Origin of the sequence: Streptomyces sp. NPDC007875, assembly GCF_042868035.1 — a bacterium.
Taxonomy (GTDB): domain Bacteria; phylum Actinomycetota; class Actinomycetes; order Streptomycetales; family Streptomycetaceae; genus Streptomyces; species Streptomyces antimycoticus.
This window is the reverse complement of record NZ_JBIADZ010000007.1, coordinates 1-17,060: the sequence shown is the minus strand read 5'-3', so window position 1 is coordinate 17,060 and position 17,060 is coordinate 1. Positions and strand designations below refer to the sequence as shown.

General features: G+C 73.2%; 2 protein-coding genes. Both read right to left on the bottom strand.

Annotation, left to right across the window (positions count from 1 at the left end; genetic code table 11):
• Positions 1-19: 19 nt before the first annotated feature.
• A complete protein-coding gene (locus ACFYOY_RS16385) occupies positions 20-9,634 on the bottom strand; it encodes a type I polyketide synthase (protein ID WP_388587962.1) in 9,615 nt (3,204 codons plus the stop codon).
• Between the two features lie 59 nt (positions 9,635-9,693).
• Positions 9,694-17,060 (bottom strand): type I polyketide synthase (locus tag ACFYOY_RS16380; RefSeq protein ID WP_388587645.1); only part of this gene is annotated, 7,367 nt, incomplete at its 5' end.

Sequence of the window (17,060 nt, the reverse complement as noted above, 5' to 3'; positions counted from 1 at the left end):
CCCGGGGACCTTCAGATCCTCAGATTCCGAGTTCTTTGTCGATGAAGGCGAAGACCTCGTCGGGCGTCGCCTCCTGCAACTTCTCCGTCACGGTCCCGCCCTCGCCGTCGGCCGCCTCGGCCTCGGCCGTACGGGGCTCCGCCCACTTCGCCGCGAGGTCCCGCAGCCGGGCCGCGATGTCGTCCCGTGCCTCGTTGTCGGGGTCGAGGACGGACAGCGCGGACTCCAGCGCGTCGAGCTCAGCGAGCCCGGGCGCCGCGGCCGTACCGCCGTCGCCCACGATCCGGCCGCACAGGAACTCGGCGAGGACCGCCGGGGTCGGGTAGTCGAAGACCAGCGTGGCGGGCAGCTTCTGCCCGGTGGCGGCGGTCAGCCGGTTGCGCAGCTCCAGCGCGATGAGCGAGTCGAAGCCGAGCTCCTTGAACGCCCGCCCGGCGCCGACCTCGTCGGTCGAGGGGTGGCCGAGCGCGGCGGCCGCGTTGGTGCGCACGACCTCCAGGACGACCACGGACTGTTCGGCCCGGGAGATCCCGGCCAGCCGCTTGCGCAGCGTGTCCGCCGGGGATCCGTCCGAGGCCGTGCCGGGCTCACCGGCCGTGGCGCCGGTCTCCCGAAGCCGCCGGACCTCGGGCAGTTCGCCGATGAGCGGGCTGGGGCGGACCGCCGTGTAGCCGTAGGCGAAGGGGTCCCACTGGATGTCGGCGACGGCCACGACCGTGTCGGCGTGGTCCAGGGCCCGCTGCAGCGCCGTGATGGCCGCGTGCGGCGCCATCGCCGGGACACCGCCCCGGTCCAGCCGCTCGCCGATGGCGCCGTCGGCGGCCAGACCCGTCTCGCCCCAGCGGCCCCAGGCCACCGAAGTGGCGGGCAGGCCCTGGGCGCGGCGCTGTTCGGCCAGCGCGTCGAGATAGGCGTTGGCCGCCGCGTAGTTGCCCTGTCCGGCGTCCCCGAGGGTGCCCGCGATACCGGAGAACAGCACGAACGCGGACAGCTCCAGGTCGCGGGTCAGCTCGTGCAGATGGCGCGCCGCGTCGGCCTTGGGACCGAGGACGGTCGCGAACCGCTCGGGGGTGAGCGCGTCCAGGACACCGTCGTCCAGGACGCCCGCGGCGTGCATGACCGCGGTGAGCGGCTGGTCGGCCGGGATGGCGGCCAGCAGCGTCTCGACGGCCTTGCGGTCGGCCACATCGCATGCGGTGACGGTCACCTTGGTGCCCAGCTCGGTCAGCTCGTCCCGCAGCTCGGCAGCGCCCGGGGCCTCCAGGCCACGACGGCTGGTCAGCACCAGATGCTCGGCCCCGTTGGTGGCCAGCCAGCGCGCCACATGAGCGCCCAGCGCACCTGTACCGCCGGTGACCAGCGTCGTACCGGCCGGCTTCCACGTCCGTACGGCGGGCGCACCGGCCAGCGGGGCGTGGGCGAGCCTGCGGGCGAACACCCCGGCCGCGCGCACCGCGAGCTGGTCCTCACCGTCGGTCCCGGCGAGCACCCCGGCGAGCCGGGCCAGCGCCCGCTCGTCGGGCGATCCGGGCAGGTCGACCAGACCGCCCCAGCGCTCCGGGTACTCCAGCGCAGCGGTCCGGCCCAGGCCCCAGACAAGTGCCTGCTCGGGGGATTCCACGGTGTCCGTCTGGCCGACGGCGACCGCGCCCCGGGTGGCGCACCACAGCGGCGCGTCCACCCCGGCGTCGCCCAGCGCCTGGATCAGCACGGCGGTGCCGGTCAGCCCGGCGTTGACACCGTCGGTGCCGGGCGCGATGCCCTGGTCGAAGGCGAGCAGCGACAGCACACCCGAGACGGTCGCGGTGTCGGCCAGCTCCTCGCGCACCAGGCGGGTCAGCGACGCGCGGTCCGACTCCACGGCGGTCGGGGTGATCTGCCGTACCTCGGCGCCGCGTTCGGTGAGCATCCGGACCGCGCCGAGCGTCCAGTCGTCGATGGCGGCGGACTCCGGGACGGCCAGCAGCCAGGTCCCGGACAGCCGCACGGTCTGGGCTTCGGTCAGGGAGGTCCAGGTCACGCGGTAGCGCCAGCCATCCACCGTGGACTGCTCACGGGCCTGCTTGCGCCAGGTGGCCAGGGCGGGCAGCACGGCGCCGAGCGAGGACCGCTCGCCGTCGTCCTCGAACGCGAGGGTGTCGGCCAGCGACGCCAGGTCCTCGCGCTCGACAGCCTCCCAGAAGCGGGCGTCGACGGCGTCGGACGGCGCGCCCGACTCGTCGGCCGGGGTGTCGGCCGCCTGCGGCCAGTAGCTCTGGTGCTGGAAGGCGTACGTGGGCAGCTCGACGCGCTCCGCGCCCGTCCCCTCGTACACCGCCTCCCAGTCCACGGTGACGCCGCGTGTCCACGCCTCGCCGACGGAGATCCAGAAGCGGTCCAGGCCACCCTCGTCACGGCGCAGCGACCCGATCGCGGCAGCCTCACGGCCCGCGTCCTCGGCCGTCTCCTGCACACCCATCGTCAGCACGGGGTGCGCACTGGACTCGATGAACACCCCGAAGCCCTCGTCCAGGAGTCGGCGGACCGCGCCCTCCAGCTCGACGGTGCGGCGCAGGTTGGTGAACCAGTACTCCGCGTCCAGCTCCGGACCCTCGACCCACTCCCCCGTCACCGTCGACAGGAACGGCACCTCGGCCGCCTTGGGCTCCACGGGCGCGAGCAGTTCGAGGAGTTCCTCGCGGAGCAGCTCGACCTGGGCCGAGTGCGAGGCGTAGTCCACCGGCACCCGGCGCGCCCGCACCTCATCGGCCTCACACGCGGCGACCAGCTCATCCAGCGCGGTCGGCTCACCGGAGACGACCACCGACGACGGCCCGTTGACGGCCGCCACCGAGATCCGCTCCTCGCCCCAGCGCGCGATCCGCTCCCGGACCTCCGCCACCGGCAGCGCCACCGACACCATGCCGCCCTTGCCCGCCAGCACCCGGCCAATCGCCTGACTCCGCAGCGCCACCACACGCGCCGCATCCCGCAGCGACAGAATCCCCGCCACACACGCGGCCGCGATCTCACCCTGCGAGTGCCCGACCACGGCCGACGGCCGCACACCCAGCGAACGCCACAGCTCCGCGAGCGAAACCATCACGGAGAACAACACCGGCTGAACAACGTCCACCCGCTCCAGTGACGGTGCGCCCTCCGCCTCGCGCAGCACATCCACCAACGACCAGTCGGTGAACTCTGCGAGCGCGGCGGCACACTCATCAATACGGGCAGCGAACACCGGTGAAGCATCCAACAGCTCCACGGCCATGCCTACCCATTGTGACCCCTGTCCTGGGAACACGAATGCGGCCTTGCCCCCGATTGAGGCCCCCTGCACCAGGTTGGGCAGGACCTGCCCCCTAGCGAGGGCGTCCAAACCACCGGCGAATTCGTCCCGGTCCGTGCCCACCAGCACCGCGCGCTGCTCGAAGGCGGCGCGGGTGGTGGCCAGCGAGTGGCCGATGTCCAGCGGGCGCAGGGCCGGGTCGGCGTCGAGGTGGGCCAGCAGCTTGGCGGCCTGGGCGCGCAGCGCGGCCTCGCTCTTGCCGGACACCGTCCACGGCAGCGCGCCGGGCCGCCGGGTCGCCGGCTCGGCCTCGTCCGGCTCCTCGGCGGGGGCCTGCTCGATGATGGCGTGGGCGTTGGTGCCGCTGAAGCCGAACGAGGACACCGCGGCCCGGCGCGGACGGCCGGTCTCCGGCCACTCCCGCGCCTCGGTCAGCAGCTCGACCTCGCCCGCCGACCAGTCCACATGCGGGGTGGGCTCGACGATGTGCAGCGACTCCGGCAGCACGCCGTGGCGCAGCGCGAGCACGAGCTTCATCACACCCGCGACACCGGCGGCCGCCTGGGCGTGGCCGATGTTCGACTTGATGGAGCCGAGCAGCAGGGGCTGCCCCTCGGGGCGCTCCTGGCCGTAGGTGGCGAGCAGCGCCTGCGCCTCGATCGGGTCACCCAGCGTCGTACCGGTGCCGTGTGCCTCGACGACGTCCACCTCGGCGGCCGTCAGCCGGGCGTTGGCGAGAGCCTGCCGGATCACCCGCTGCTGGGACGGCCCGTTGGGCGCGGTCAGACCGTTGGACGCGCCGTCCTGATTGATCGCGGAACCCCGCACGACCGCGAGCACCGGGTGGCCGTTCTTGCGCGCGTCCGACAGCCGCTCGACCAGCAGCATGCCCACGCCCTCGGCCGGGCTGAAGCCGTCCGCATCCGAGGAGAACGCCTTGCTGCGGCCGTCGGAGGACAGTCCGCGCTGACGGCTGAACTCGATGAAGGTGCCCGGGGTGGCCATCACGGTCACCCCGCCCGCGAGCGCGAGCGTGCACTCGCCCTGGCGCAGCGACTGGACGGCCAGGTGCAGCGCCACCAACGACGCCGAGCACGCGGTGTCGACGGTGACCGCCGGGCCCTCCAGACCGAAGGTGTACGAGAGGCGGCCGGAGACGACGCTCGCGGCGCTGCCGGTGGCCAGGTGGCCCTCGTAGCCCTCGGTGTTGCTGCGCATGACGATGGAGTAGTCGGAGCCGTTGGTGCCGACGAAGACACCGGACGGGGTGCCGTGCAGCGTGGCCGGGTCGATGCCCGCCCGTTCGAACGCCTCCCAGGAGGTCTCCAGCAGCAGCCGCTGCTGCGGGTCCATCGCCATGGCCTCACGCGGCGAGATCCCGAAGAAGGTGGGGTCGAAGTCGGCGGCCCCGGTGAGGAAGCCGCCCTCGCGGGTGTAGCTGGTGCCCTGCGCGTCCGGGTCCGGGTTGTACAGGGACTCGATGTCCCAGCCGCGGTCGCCCGGGAACTCCGACAGCGCGTCGCCACCGGAGGTGAGCAGCTGCCACAGCTCCTCGGGGGTGCGCACGCCGCCCGGGAAGCGGCAGCTCATGGAGACGATGGCGATCGGCTCGTCGTCGGCGAGCGCCGCCGCGGTCGGCAGCGCGGCCACGGCCGCCCGCTGCCCGCCCGCGATCTCGGTGCGCAGATGGCGCGCGAGCACCGTGGGGGTGGGGTAGTCGAAGATCAGGGTCGGCGGCAGCTTCAGCCCGCTGGCGGCGCTGAGCCGGTTGCGCAGCTCTACGGCGGTCAGCGAGTCGAAGCCCAGCTCCTTGAAGGCCCGGCCCGCCTCGACGTCGTCCGCGCCCGCGTAGCCCAGGACGGCCGCGACGGCGGTGCGGACCAGCTCCAGCACCAGCCGCTCCTGCTCGGCCTCCGGTACCCCGGCGAGCTGCTGGGCCAGCGCGACCGCGCCGGCGCCGTCCGCCTCGGCGTCCCCGGCCATGTCCTGGATGACGTCCCGCGCCTCGGGCAGGTCGTGCAGCAGCGGACGGGAGCGGCCGGAGGTGAAGGCGAGAACGAAGCGCTTCCACTCCATGTCGACGACGGTCAGCACCGACTCGTCGCGGTCCAGCGCGTGCTGGAGCGCGGTGACGGCCGACCGCGGCGCCATCTCGATGACGCCGTGGCGGCGCATCCGGTCACCGACGCCGCCCTCGGCCATCCCGCCCTCGCCCCACGGGCCCCAGGCCAGCGAGGTGGCGGGCAGGCCCTGGGCGCGCCGGTGCTCGGCGAAGGCGTCGAGGAAGGCGTTGCCCGGGGCGTAGTTGCCCTGGCCGGGCGCGCCGAAGGTGGCCGCGAAGGACGAGAACAGCACGAACGCGGAGAGGTCCAGATCCCGGGTCAGCTCGTGCAGATGGCGGGTGGCGTCGACCTTGACCTTCAGCACCCGGTCCACCTGGTCCGGGGTCAGGCCCTCGATCACCCCGTCGTCCAGCACGGCGGCCGTGTGAACGACGGCCGTCAGCGGATGCTCGGCGGGGATGTCCGCGAGCAGCGCCTCGACCTGGGCACGGTCGGCCACATCGCATGCGGCGATGGTGACCTTCGCGCCCAGCTCGGTCAGTTCGGACCGCAGATCCGCCGCGCCCGGGGCCTCCAGGCCACGGCGGCTGGTGAGCACCAGATGCTCGGCCCCGTTGGTGGCCAGCCAGCGCGCCACATGGGCGCCCAGCGCACCCGTACCGCCGGTGACCAGCGTCGTACCGGCCGGCTCCCAGGACCGTACGGCGGGCGTGGCGGCCAGCGGGGCGCGCACCAGACGGCGTACGAGCAGCCCGGTGGCGCGGATCGCGACCTGGTCCTCCTCCTCGGCCCCGGCGAGCACGGTCACCAGCCGGGCCAACGCCTTCTCGTCGGGCGCCCCGGGCAGGTCGACCAGACCGCCCCAGCGCTCGCCGTGCTCCAGCGCGGCCACCCGGCCGAGCCCCCAGACCAGCGCCTGCTCGGGGGATTCGAGGGTGTCCGTACGGCCGACGGAGACCGCGCCACGGGTGGCGGACCACAGCGGCGCGCCGATCTCCGCGTCGCCCAGCGCCTGCACCAGCGCGAGCTGCGCCGCCACCCCGGCGGGGACGGAGGGGTGATGGGGGTGCGGGTGGCCGTCGAGGGCCAGCAGCGACAGCACTCCGGCGAACGGGATGCCGTCGGTTTCGGTGAGCGCGGCCCGCAGCCGCTCGATCAGCTCGTCCCGGCCGTCGGCGTCGGTGTCCACGGCGATCCGCCGTACGTCGGCGCCGCGTTCGGCGAGCACACCGGCCACGGCGTCGGTCCAGATGTCCTCGGCGGCCGGGGCGACGACGAGCCAGGCGCCGGACAGCCGCGCGGGCTGCCCGTCGGCGAGCGGCTTCCAGGTGACGCGGTAACGCCAGCCGTCCACCGTGGACTGCTCACGGCTCTGCTTGCGCCAGGTGGCCAGGGCGGGCAGCAGCGCGCTGACCCGCTCATCGCCGTCGACGTCCAGCTCGGCGGCGAGCGCCTGCCAGTCCTCGCCCTCCACGGCCTCCCAGAAGCGGGCCTCGACGGGGTCGGCGGCGGTGGCGGCAGCGGCGGGGGTGCCCGCCTCCAGCCAGTAGTGCTGGTGCTGGAAGGCGTACGTGGGCAGCTCGACGCGCTCCGCGCCCGTACCGTCGAACACCGCCTCCCAGTCCACGGCGACGCCGCGTGTCCACGCCTCGCCGAGCGAGGCCCAGAAGCGGTCCAGGCCACCCTCGTCACGGCGCAGCGACCCCATCGCGGCAGCCTCACGGCCCGCGCTCTCGGCGGTCTCCTGCACACCCATCGTCAGCACGGGGTGCGCGCTGGACTCGATGAAGGCGCCAAAGCCCTCATCCAGCAGACGGCGCACCGCGCCCTCCAGCTCCACCGTGCGGCGGAGGTTGGTGAACCAGTACTCGGCGTCCAGCTCCGGACCCTCGACCCACTCCCCCGTCACCGTCGACAGGAACGGCACCTCGGCCGCCTTGGGCTCCACCGGCGCCAGCAGCTCCAGCAGCTCATCGCGGAGCAGCTCGACCTGCGCCGAATGCGAGGCGTAGTCCACCGGCACCCGGCGCGCCCGCACCTCATCGGCCTCACACGCGGCGACCAGCTCATCCAGCGCGGTCGGCTCACCGGAGACGACCACCGACGACGGCCCGTTGACGGCCGCCACCGAGATCCGCTCCTCGCCCCAGCGCGCGATCCGCTCACGCACCTCCGCCACCGGCAGCGCCACCGACACCATGCCGCCCTTGCCCGCCAGCACCCGGCCAATCGCCTGACTCCGCAGCGCCACCACACGCGCCGCATCCCGCAGCGACAGAATCCCCGCCACACACGCGGCCGCGATCTCACCCTGCGAGTGCCCGACCACAGCCGCCGGGACGACACCCAGCGAACGCCACAGCTCCGCGAGCGAAACCATCACCGCGAACAACACCGGCTGGACCACATCCACGCGCTCCAGCGACGGCGCGCCCTCCGCGCCGCGCAGCACATCCACCAACGACCAGTCGGTGAACTCCGCCAGCGCCGCGGCACACTCCTCGATCCGCGCGGCGAACACCGGCGAGGCGTCCATCAGCCCCACCGCCATACCGGCCCACTGCGACCCCTGCCCCGGGAACACGAACGCCGTCCGGCCGCCGACGACGGCGCCCTGTGCGACGCCCGCCGCCATACCCCCGTCGGCCAGGGCGGTGAGCCCGGCCAGCAGGTCGGCGCGGTCGTGGCCGCGCACCACGGCGCGGTGGTCGAGCTGGGCCCGGGTGGTGGTCAGCGAGAGGCCCACGTCGACCGGGCTCAGCCCGGGGTCGGCCTCGATGCGCGCCAGCAGCCGCTGTGCCTGGGCGCGCAGCGCCGCCGCGCTCTTGCCCGACACCGCCCACGGCACCACGTCCAGCCGCTTCGACGACGGGGCCGGTTGCTCGGTGGCCTCCTCGGCCTCCTCGGTCTCCTCGGCGGGGGCCTGCTCCAGGATGGTGTGCGCGTTGGTGCCGCTGAAGCCGAAGGAGGACACGGCGGCCCGGCGCGGGTGGTCGGTCTCCGGCCAGGGGGTGGTCTCGGCCAGCAGCGACACCGCGCCCGCCGACCAGTCGACATGCGGGGTCGGCTCGTCGATGTGCAGGGTCCTGGGCAGGACGCCATGGCGGATGGCCATGACCATCTTGATGATGCCCGCGACACCGGCCGCGGCCTGGGTGTGCCCGATGTTGGACTTGATCGAGCCGAGCAGCAGCGGCTGGTCCTCGGTGTGCTCCTGGCCGTAGGTGGCGAGCAGCGCCTGCGCCTCTATCGGGTCACCCAGCGTCGTACCGGTGCCGTGTGCCTCGACGACGTCCACATCGGCCGCGGAGAGGCGGCCGTTGGTGAGCGCCTGGTGGATGACGCGCTGCTGGGACGGGCCGTTGGGCGCGGTCAGGCCGTTGGACGCACCGTCCTGGTTGATGGCGCTTCCGCGCACGATCGCCAGCACCGGATGGCCGTTCTTGCGCGCGTCCGACAGCCGCTCGACCAGCAGCATGCCCACGCCCTCGCCCCAGCCGGTGCCGTCCGCGGCGGCGGCGAAGGGCTTGCAGCGGCCGTCGGCGGCGAGCCCACGCTGCCGGCTGAACTCGGTGAACGTCGAGGGGGTGGCCATCACCGTGACCCCGCCCGCGAGCGCGAGCGAGCATTCACCGTTGCGCAGCGCCTGGACCGCCATGTGCAGGGTGACCAGCGACGACGAGCACGCCGTGTCGACGGTGACCGCCGGACCCTCCAGACCGAAGGTGTACGACACCCGGCCGGAGGCGATGGAGCCGGAGCTTCCGGTGCCGAGGAAACCCTCGACGCCCTCGGGCACGGAGTCGAGCCGCGAGGTGTAGTCGTGGTACATCACGCCCGCGAAGACACCGGTCCGGCTGCCGCGCAGCCCGGTCGGGTCGACCCCGGCGCGCTCGAACGCCTCCCACGTCGTCTCCAGCAGCAGCCGCTGCTGCGGGTCCATCGCCATGGCCTCACGCGGCGAGATCCCGAAGAGCGTGGGGTCGAAGCCGCCCGCGTCGTAGAGGAATCCGCCCTCGTTCACATAGCTGGCACCCGCCTGGTCGGGGTCGGCGTCATACAGCGACTCGACGTCCCAGCCACGGTCCGTGGGGAAGCCGGAGATCGCGTCCTCGCCCTCCAGGACGAGCCGCCACAGTTCCTCGGGGGTGCGGACACCGCCCGGGTAGCGGCAGCTCATCGCGACGATCGCGATCGGCTCCTGGTGCCGCTCCTCGACCTCGCGCAGCTGTCGGCGGGCCTGACGCAGGTCGGCGGTGGCCCGCTTGAGGTAATCCCGGAGCTTGTCCTCGTTATTCACCATTGCGTCGGCTCCTTGCGAAGAGGGAGGGGGTGCTCATGTGTTCAGAACGCTCCCGTTCAGGAGGAGCCGAGTTCGTCGTCGAGCAGGTCGAAGAGCTCATCGTCGGTCGCGGATTCGAGGTCGTGGTCGTCGGTGTCGCCGCCTGCGGTCGCTTCCTGGGCGTCGTTCCACTTCGCCAGGAGCGCCTGGAGACGCATGGTGATCCTGGAGCGGGTGACGCTGTCGTCGGCGGCCACGGCCAGGGCGGCTTCCAGGCGGTCGAGTTCGCCGAACACCGACGGGCCGCCGCCGTCCCCGTGCGGGAGTTCCGCGCGCAGATGGTCGGTCAGGGCGTCGGGGGTCGGGTAGTCGAAGATCAGCGTGGCGGGCAGCCGGAGCCCGGTGGCCGCGCCGAGCCGGTTGCGGAGTTCGACGGCGGTGAGCGAGTCGAAGCCCAGCTCCTTGAAGGCCGCGCCGGGTTCGATCGCCGCCGCGCTGCCGTAGCCGAGCACGGTGGCCACCTGGCCGCAGACCAGGTTGAGCAGGAAGCGGTCCCGTTCGGCCGCGGACATGCCCGCGAGCCGCTCGGCGAGGCTCGCCGCCTCGTCCGCCCCGCCGCCACCGGCCGCGGCCCGGCGTACGGGGGTGCGGATCAGCCCGCGCAGCAGCGGGGCGACCCCGCCCGTGGACTGGGCGCGCAGGGCGGCGATGTCCAGGGCGGCGGGGATCAGCACCGCGTGTCCGGCGAGGGCGGACACGTCGAACAGGGCCAGGCCCTCGGCGTTGCTCAGCGCGCCCATGCTGCCGCGGCTCATCCGCTGCCGGTCGGCGTCGGCGAGGGTCGCGGCCATGCCGCCCTCGTCCTCCCACAGGCCAAAGGCCAGGGAGACGGCGGGCAGGCCCTGGGCGCGGCGGTGCTGGGCGAGGGCGTCCAGGAAGGTGTTGGCCGCCGCGTAGTTGCCCTGCCCCGGGTTGCCGAAGACACCGGCCGCCGAGGAGAACAGCACGAATGCGGAGAGATTGCTGCCGCGGGTCAGCTCGTGGAGGTTCCACGCCGCGTCCACCTTGGGCCGCAGCACCCGCTCGACGCGCTCCGGGGTGAGGGATTCGATGATCCCGTCGTCCAGCACGCCCGCCGCGTGGATCACGGCGGTGAGGGGTTGGTCGGCGGGAATGTCCGCCAGGAGGCCGGCGAGCGCGTCCCGGTCGGCCGCGTCACACGCCGCCCAGGTCGCCTCGGCGCCCAACGCGCCGAGCTCGGCGGCCAGTTCGGCGGCGCCCGCCGCCTCCGCGCCACGGCGGCTGGTCAGCAGCAGCCTCCGGGCGCCGCGCTCGGTCACCAGATGGCGGGCCAACTGCCCGCCCAGGGTGCCGGACGCGCCGGTGATCAGCACGGTGCCATTCGGGTCGAGACCGGGCACGGCCGCCTCGTCCAGGGCCGCCACCCGCGCGAGGCGCGGTGCGTGGACGGTTCCGGCGCGGACGGCAAGCTGCGGCTCGTCCGTCCGCAACCCTGCGACCAGGGCGGGGAGCCAGCCGTTGGCGGCGCTGTCTCCTTGAACATCGACGTCGCCTTGGACATCGACCAGGACGAAGCGGCCCGGGTGCTCGGCCTGCGCCGACCGCACCAGACCCCAGGCGGCGGCGTGGGTCAGGTCGTCCACGCCCTCGGTCCCTTCGGCCCCTTCGGTCCCGGTGTCGTCGCCGGTGGTCACGGCCACGGCGCCACGGGTGAGGAGGACCAGCCGGGAGTCGGCGAACCGCTCGTCCGCGATCCACTCCTGGACCAGCGCCAGCGTCCGCCGGACGACGGTGTGTGCGGCGCCCGCGGTGTCCCCGGGCGTGCCCAGGTCGGGCAGGCACGGTGCGAGGACCACATCGGGCGCGATCCCCTCGGCCTCCACCGCCTCGGCGAGCGCGGAGAGCCCCGTGTAGGTCTCGGCCTCGATACCGGTGTCCGCGTCCGTCAGCGCGGCCGTGATCTTCAGATCACCGCCGGTGCCGTCCAGGACGGCCCACAGGGCGGTGTCCTCCGGCCGCTGCGGCTCGGCGAGCGTGGGCAGCGCGGCCCAGTCGAGACGGAACAGCGCCTCGTGGTGTGCGGTACGCGCGGCCGCGAACTGCTCGGCGTCCAGCGGCCGCAGCGCCAGCGAGCCGACCGACACCACCGGGGCACCGGCCTCGTCGGTGATCTCCAGCGCCACCGCGCCCTGCCCCGCCGGGGAGACCCGCACCCGCAGCGCGGTCGCGCCGACCGCGTGCAGCCGTACGGCGTCCCACGAGAACGGCAGCCGGGCCCGGCCCGCCTCCTCGGCCGGGAAGAACCCGCCGAGCGCCACCGTGTGCAGCGCGGCGTCCAGCAGCGCCGGGTGCAGCCCGTAAGCACGGGCCTCGCCCTGCCGGTCCTCGTCCAGCGCCACCTCGGCGAACACCTCGTCCCCGCGCCGCCAGGCGGCCCGCAGGCCCTGGAAGACCGGCCCGTAGGCGAGGCCCAGCGCGGCGAAGCCGTCGTACAGCCCGTCCACGTCGAGCGGTTCGAGGTCGTCGGTGGTCCCGGTGGCGGCCGGGGGCCATTCCGCCGTGCCGGTGGTGTCGGCGGCGGAGCCGGAGACCGTCAGCACACCGGAGGCGTGCCGGATCCACGGCGCGTCGGCGGCGTCCTCCAGCCGCGAGTAGACGGTCAGCGCGCGCCGCCCGTCGGGGCCGTCGGGCTCGTCCACGGCCACCCGAAGCTGTACCCCACCGCGCTCCGGAAGGATCAGCGGCGCTTCGAGGGTCAGTTCGTCCAGCAGATCGCAGCCGACCTGGTCACCGGCGCGCACCGCCAGCTCGACCAGAGCCGTACCGGGCAGCATCACGGTGTCCATGACGGCGTGGTCGGCCAGCCAGGGGTGCGTACGGAGCGAGAGCCGGCCCGTGAAGAGGAAGCCCTCGGAGTCGGGCAGATCCACCGCCGCGCCCAGCAACGGGTGATCGGCCGCGCCGAGACCGGCCGAGACCACGTCGCCCACGGCTCCGGCGGGAGCCTCCAGCCAGTAGCGCTCGCGCTGGAAGGGGTACGTCGGCAGCTCGGTGCGCTGGGCGCCGGTTCCCGCGAAGAACGCCGCCCAGTCGACTGCCACACCGCGCACATGGGCCCGGGCGATGGCGGCCGTCAGCGTCTCGGCCTCGGTGCGGTCCTTGCGCAGCGCGGCGGCGAAGGCGACGTCGGCCTCGGTGTCGGTGACGCACTCCTGGGCCATGGCGGTGAGGACACCGTCGGGGCCGAGTTCGAGATAGGTGGTGACGCCCTGGGCTTCGAGGGTGCGGACGCCGTCGAGGAAACGGACGGCTTCGCGCACATGGCGCACCCAGAAGTCGGCCGTCGTGATCTCCTCGGCGGAGACGACGTTCCCGGTGAGGTTCGAGACGATCGGAATGCGCGGGGCCTCATAGGTCAGCCCCTCCGCGACCTCGCGGAACGCGTCCACCATGCCATCCATACGCGGGGAATGGAACGCGTGGCTGACCGTGAGCCGCTTGGTCTTGCGACCCCGCTCCTCGAAGCCCGCCGCGATCTCCTGAGCCACGTCCTCATCGCCCGCGATGACGACGGAGGTGGGCCCATTGAGGGCAGCGATGCTCACACGGTCGGTGAGCAGCGGCAGCACCTCGTCCTCGGACGCCTGGACAGCGATCATCGCGCCACCGGCCGGAAGCTCCTGCATCAGGCGGCCACGCGCGGCCACCAGCTTCGCCGCGTCCGCGAGGGAGAGGACACCGGCCACGTGGGCGGCGGCCAGCTCACCGATGGAGTGGCCGGAGAGGAAGTCCGCCTTCAGACCCCAGGTCGCGACCAGCCGGAACAGCGCCACCTCGACCGCGAACAGCGCGGGCTGGGTGAACCCCGTCTGATCCAGCGCCTCGGCGTCAGCCCCGAACAGCACCGTCTTCAGCGGCCGCTCCAGATGCGCGTCCAGCTCATCGCAGACCGCGTCCAGCGCCTCCGCGAACACCGGATAGGAGTCATACAGCTCACGTCCCATACCGAGCCGCTGGCTGCCCTGCCCCGTGAACAGGAACGCCACCTTGCCGTCCGCCACCGTGCCTTCGGTGAGCCCGGCCGCCGACTCGCCACGTGCCAGCGCCTCCAGGCCCGAAGCCAGCCCGACCCGGTCACCGCCGACGACCACCGCACGGTGGTCCAGCGCGGCGCGCGTGGTCGCGAGCGAGTACGCCAAGTCGGTCAGCGACCGCTCCGGCCGCCCCTCGACGTCGGCGAGCAGCCGCCCGGCCTGGGCGCGCAGCGCGTCGGTGTTCTTGCCGGAGAGCACCCACGGCAGAACGGACGGCTGGGCGACCGGGGCGGTGGGAACCTCCGCCGGTTCGGGCTCAGGGGCCTGCTCGATGATCGTGTGCGCGTTGGTACCGCTGAAGCCGAACGACGAGACCGCAGCCCGCCGGGGACGACCCACCTCCGGCCACTCCACCGACTCCTGCAACAACGACACCGCACCCGCCGACCAATCGATATGCGGCGACGGCTCCTGCGCATGCAACGTCCGCGGCAACACACCATGCCGCATCGCCATCACGATCTTGATGATCCCCGCAACACCGGCAGCAGCCTGCGTATGACCCATATTCGACTTGATCGAACCGAGCAGCAACGGCCGCTCCGCATCCCGCTCCTGACCGTACGTGGCCATCAACGCCTGCGCCTCGATCGGGTCACCAAGGCTGGTGCCCGTGCCATGCGCCTCCACCGCATCCACCTCGGACGCCGACAGACCCGCATTCGCCAACGCCTGACGAATCACCCGCTGCTGCGACGGACCATTCGGCGCCGTCAGACCATTCGACGCACCATCCTGGTTGATCGCGGAACCCCGCACCACGGCCAGCACCGGATGCCCGTTCTTCCGCGCGTCCGACAGCCGCTCCACCAGCAGCATGCCCGCACCCTCGGACCACCCCGTGCCATCCGCATCCGCCGAGAACGCCTTGCACCGACCATCCGCCGCAAGCCCACGCTGACGACTGAACTCCACAAACGGCGCCGGAGTCGCCATCACCGTCACACCACCGGCCAACGCCAGCGAACACTCACCGTTCCGCAGCGCCTGAACCGCCAGATGCAACGCCACCAACGACGACGAACACGCCGTATCCACCGTAATCGTCGGCCCCTCAAGACCAAACGTGTACGCCAACCGACCAGAAATCACACTCGCCGCATTACCCGTACCGACGAAGCCCTCCACGCCTTCCGGGAGCGCCGGCAGCGAGGAGGCGTAGTCGTGGTACATCACACCGGCGAAGACACCGGTACGGCTGCCGCGCAGCACACCCGGGGCGATCCCGGCCCGCTCGAAAGCCTCCCACGACGTCTCCAGCAGCAACCGCTGCTGCGGGTCCATGGCGAGGGCCTCACGCGGCGAGATACCGAAGAACGCCGGGTCGAAGTGGCCCGCCCGGTCGACGAAGCCGCCCTCGCGGGAGTACGAGGTGCCCGGGTGGTCGGGGTCCGGGTGGTAGAGCCCATCCAGGTCCCAGCCGCGGTCGGTGGGGAACTCGGAGATCGCGTCCCGGCCCTCCATGACCAGCCGCCACAGATCCTCCGGAGTCTCCACCCCACCCGGATAACGGCAGCCCAACCCCACAATCGCGATCGGCTCATCATCCGCCGCCGTCACCACAACCGGCCCGGACACAGCAGCAGCCGCACCCACCACCTCAGCGCGCAGGAACTCCGCCAACACCACCGGCGTCGGGTAGTCGAAGACCAGCGTCGCGGGCAGCCGCAGCTCACTCACCGCACCCAGCGCATTCCGCAGCTCCACCGCCGTCAGCGAGTCAAAGCCCAGCTCACGGAAGGAGCGATGCGGTTCGACGGTGTCCAGCGAGTCATGGCCGAGTACGGCCGCGACCTGCGTACGGACCAGTTCCAGCAGGGCGTCGAGCTGCTCGGCCTCACTCAGACCGGCCAGCCGCCGCGTCAGCGCGCCCGACGCCGCCGCACCTTCCGCCGCACGCCGCGCCGGAACCCGCACCAGCCCCCGCAGCAGCGGCGCGACCACACCGGCCGACGCCGCCTCGGCGCGCAGCACGGCCAGGTCCAGCCGGACGGGCACGAGCAGCGCCTCGTCCGTGCGGCCCGCGGCGTCGAACAGCTCCAGGCCCTCGGTGGCGGACAGCGCGACCACGCCGCCCCGGCTCATCCGGAACACATCGGCCTCGTCCAACTCACCGGTCATCGCGCTGGAGTCCGCCCACAGACCCCAGGCCAGCGAGGTACCGGCCAGGCCGTGCGCCCGGCGGTGTTGGGCCAGGGCGTCCAGGAAGGCGTTGGCGGCGGCGTAGTTGCCCTGGCCCGCGTTGCCGAAGACACCGGCGGCGGACGAGAACAGCACGAACGCCGACAGGTCGAGCTCGCGGGTCAGCTCATGCAGGTTCCACGCCGCATCCACCTTCGGACGCAACACCCGCGCCAACCGCTCCGGCGTCAACGAACCGACCACACCGTCATCCAGCACACCGGCCGTGTGGACGACCGCCGTCAGCGGATGCTCGGTGGGGACGTCGGCGAGGGTCGCGGCGAGCGCGTCCCGGTCCGCCACATCGCACGCCGCCCAGCGCACGCTCGCGCCCAACTCGGCTAGTTCGGAGCTGAGTTCGGCCGCGCCCGGAGCCTCGCCACCACGGCGACTCACCAGCAGCAGACGCCGGACCCCACGCTCCACCACCAGGTGCCGCGCCAGCAGACCGCCCAGCGTGCCACTCGCACCGGTCACCAGCACCGTGCCCTCGGCATCGACATCGAGCGGCTGCTCGGTGTCCACGGCGGCCCGCGCCAGACGCGGCGCCCGCAGCGCCCCGTCCCGTACGGCCACCTGCGGTTCACCGGACCGCAGCGCACCCGCGACCGCCGACAACGAACCGGCCGCACCGTCGACGTCGACCAGGACGAACCGGCCCGGGTTCTCCGACTGCGCCGAGCGCAGCAGACCCCATACGGCGGCGCCCGCCAGGTCCGCCACCGGCTCGGCGGCCTCGGTGGCCACCGCGCCCGAGGTCAGCAGTGTCAGACGCGCATCCGCGAACCGCTCATCGGCCAGCCAGGTCTGGATCAGCCCCAGCGCCCTGGCCGTGGCCCGGTGCACGGCGGCGGGACCGCCGTCCCCGTCGGACGAGAAGTCGACGAGCACCTCATCGGCCACTGCCTCGCCCGACTCGATCGCCGCACCCAGCGCGGCCAGATCCGCGTACGCGGCCACGTCCGAGCCGGAGAGGCCGCGCTCCAGCGCCTCGGAACCGAGCACCGCCCAGCCGCCGCCGACCCGCGCGTCCTTCTCGGCCGCGAACTCGGTCCACTCCAGGCGGAAGAGGGAGTCCTGACGACCGCCCCGCGCACCACCGATCTGCTCGGCCGACACCGGCCGCAGCACCAGCGAATCCACCGACA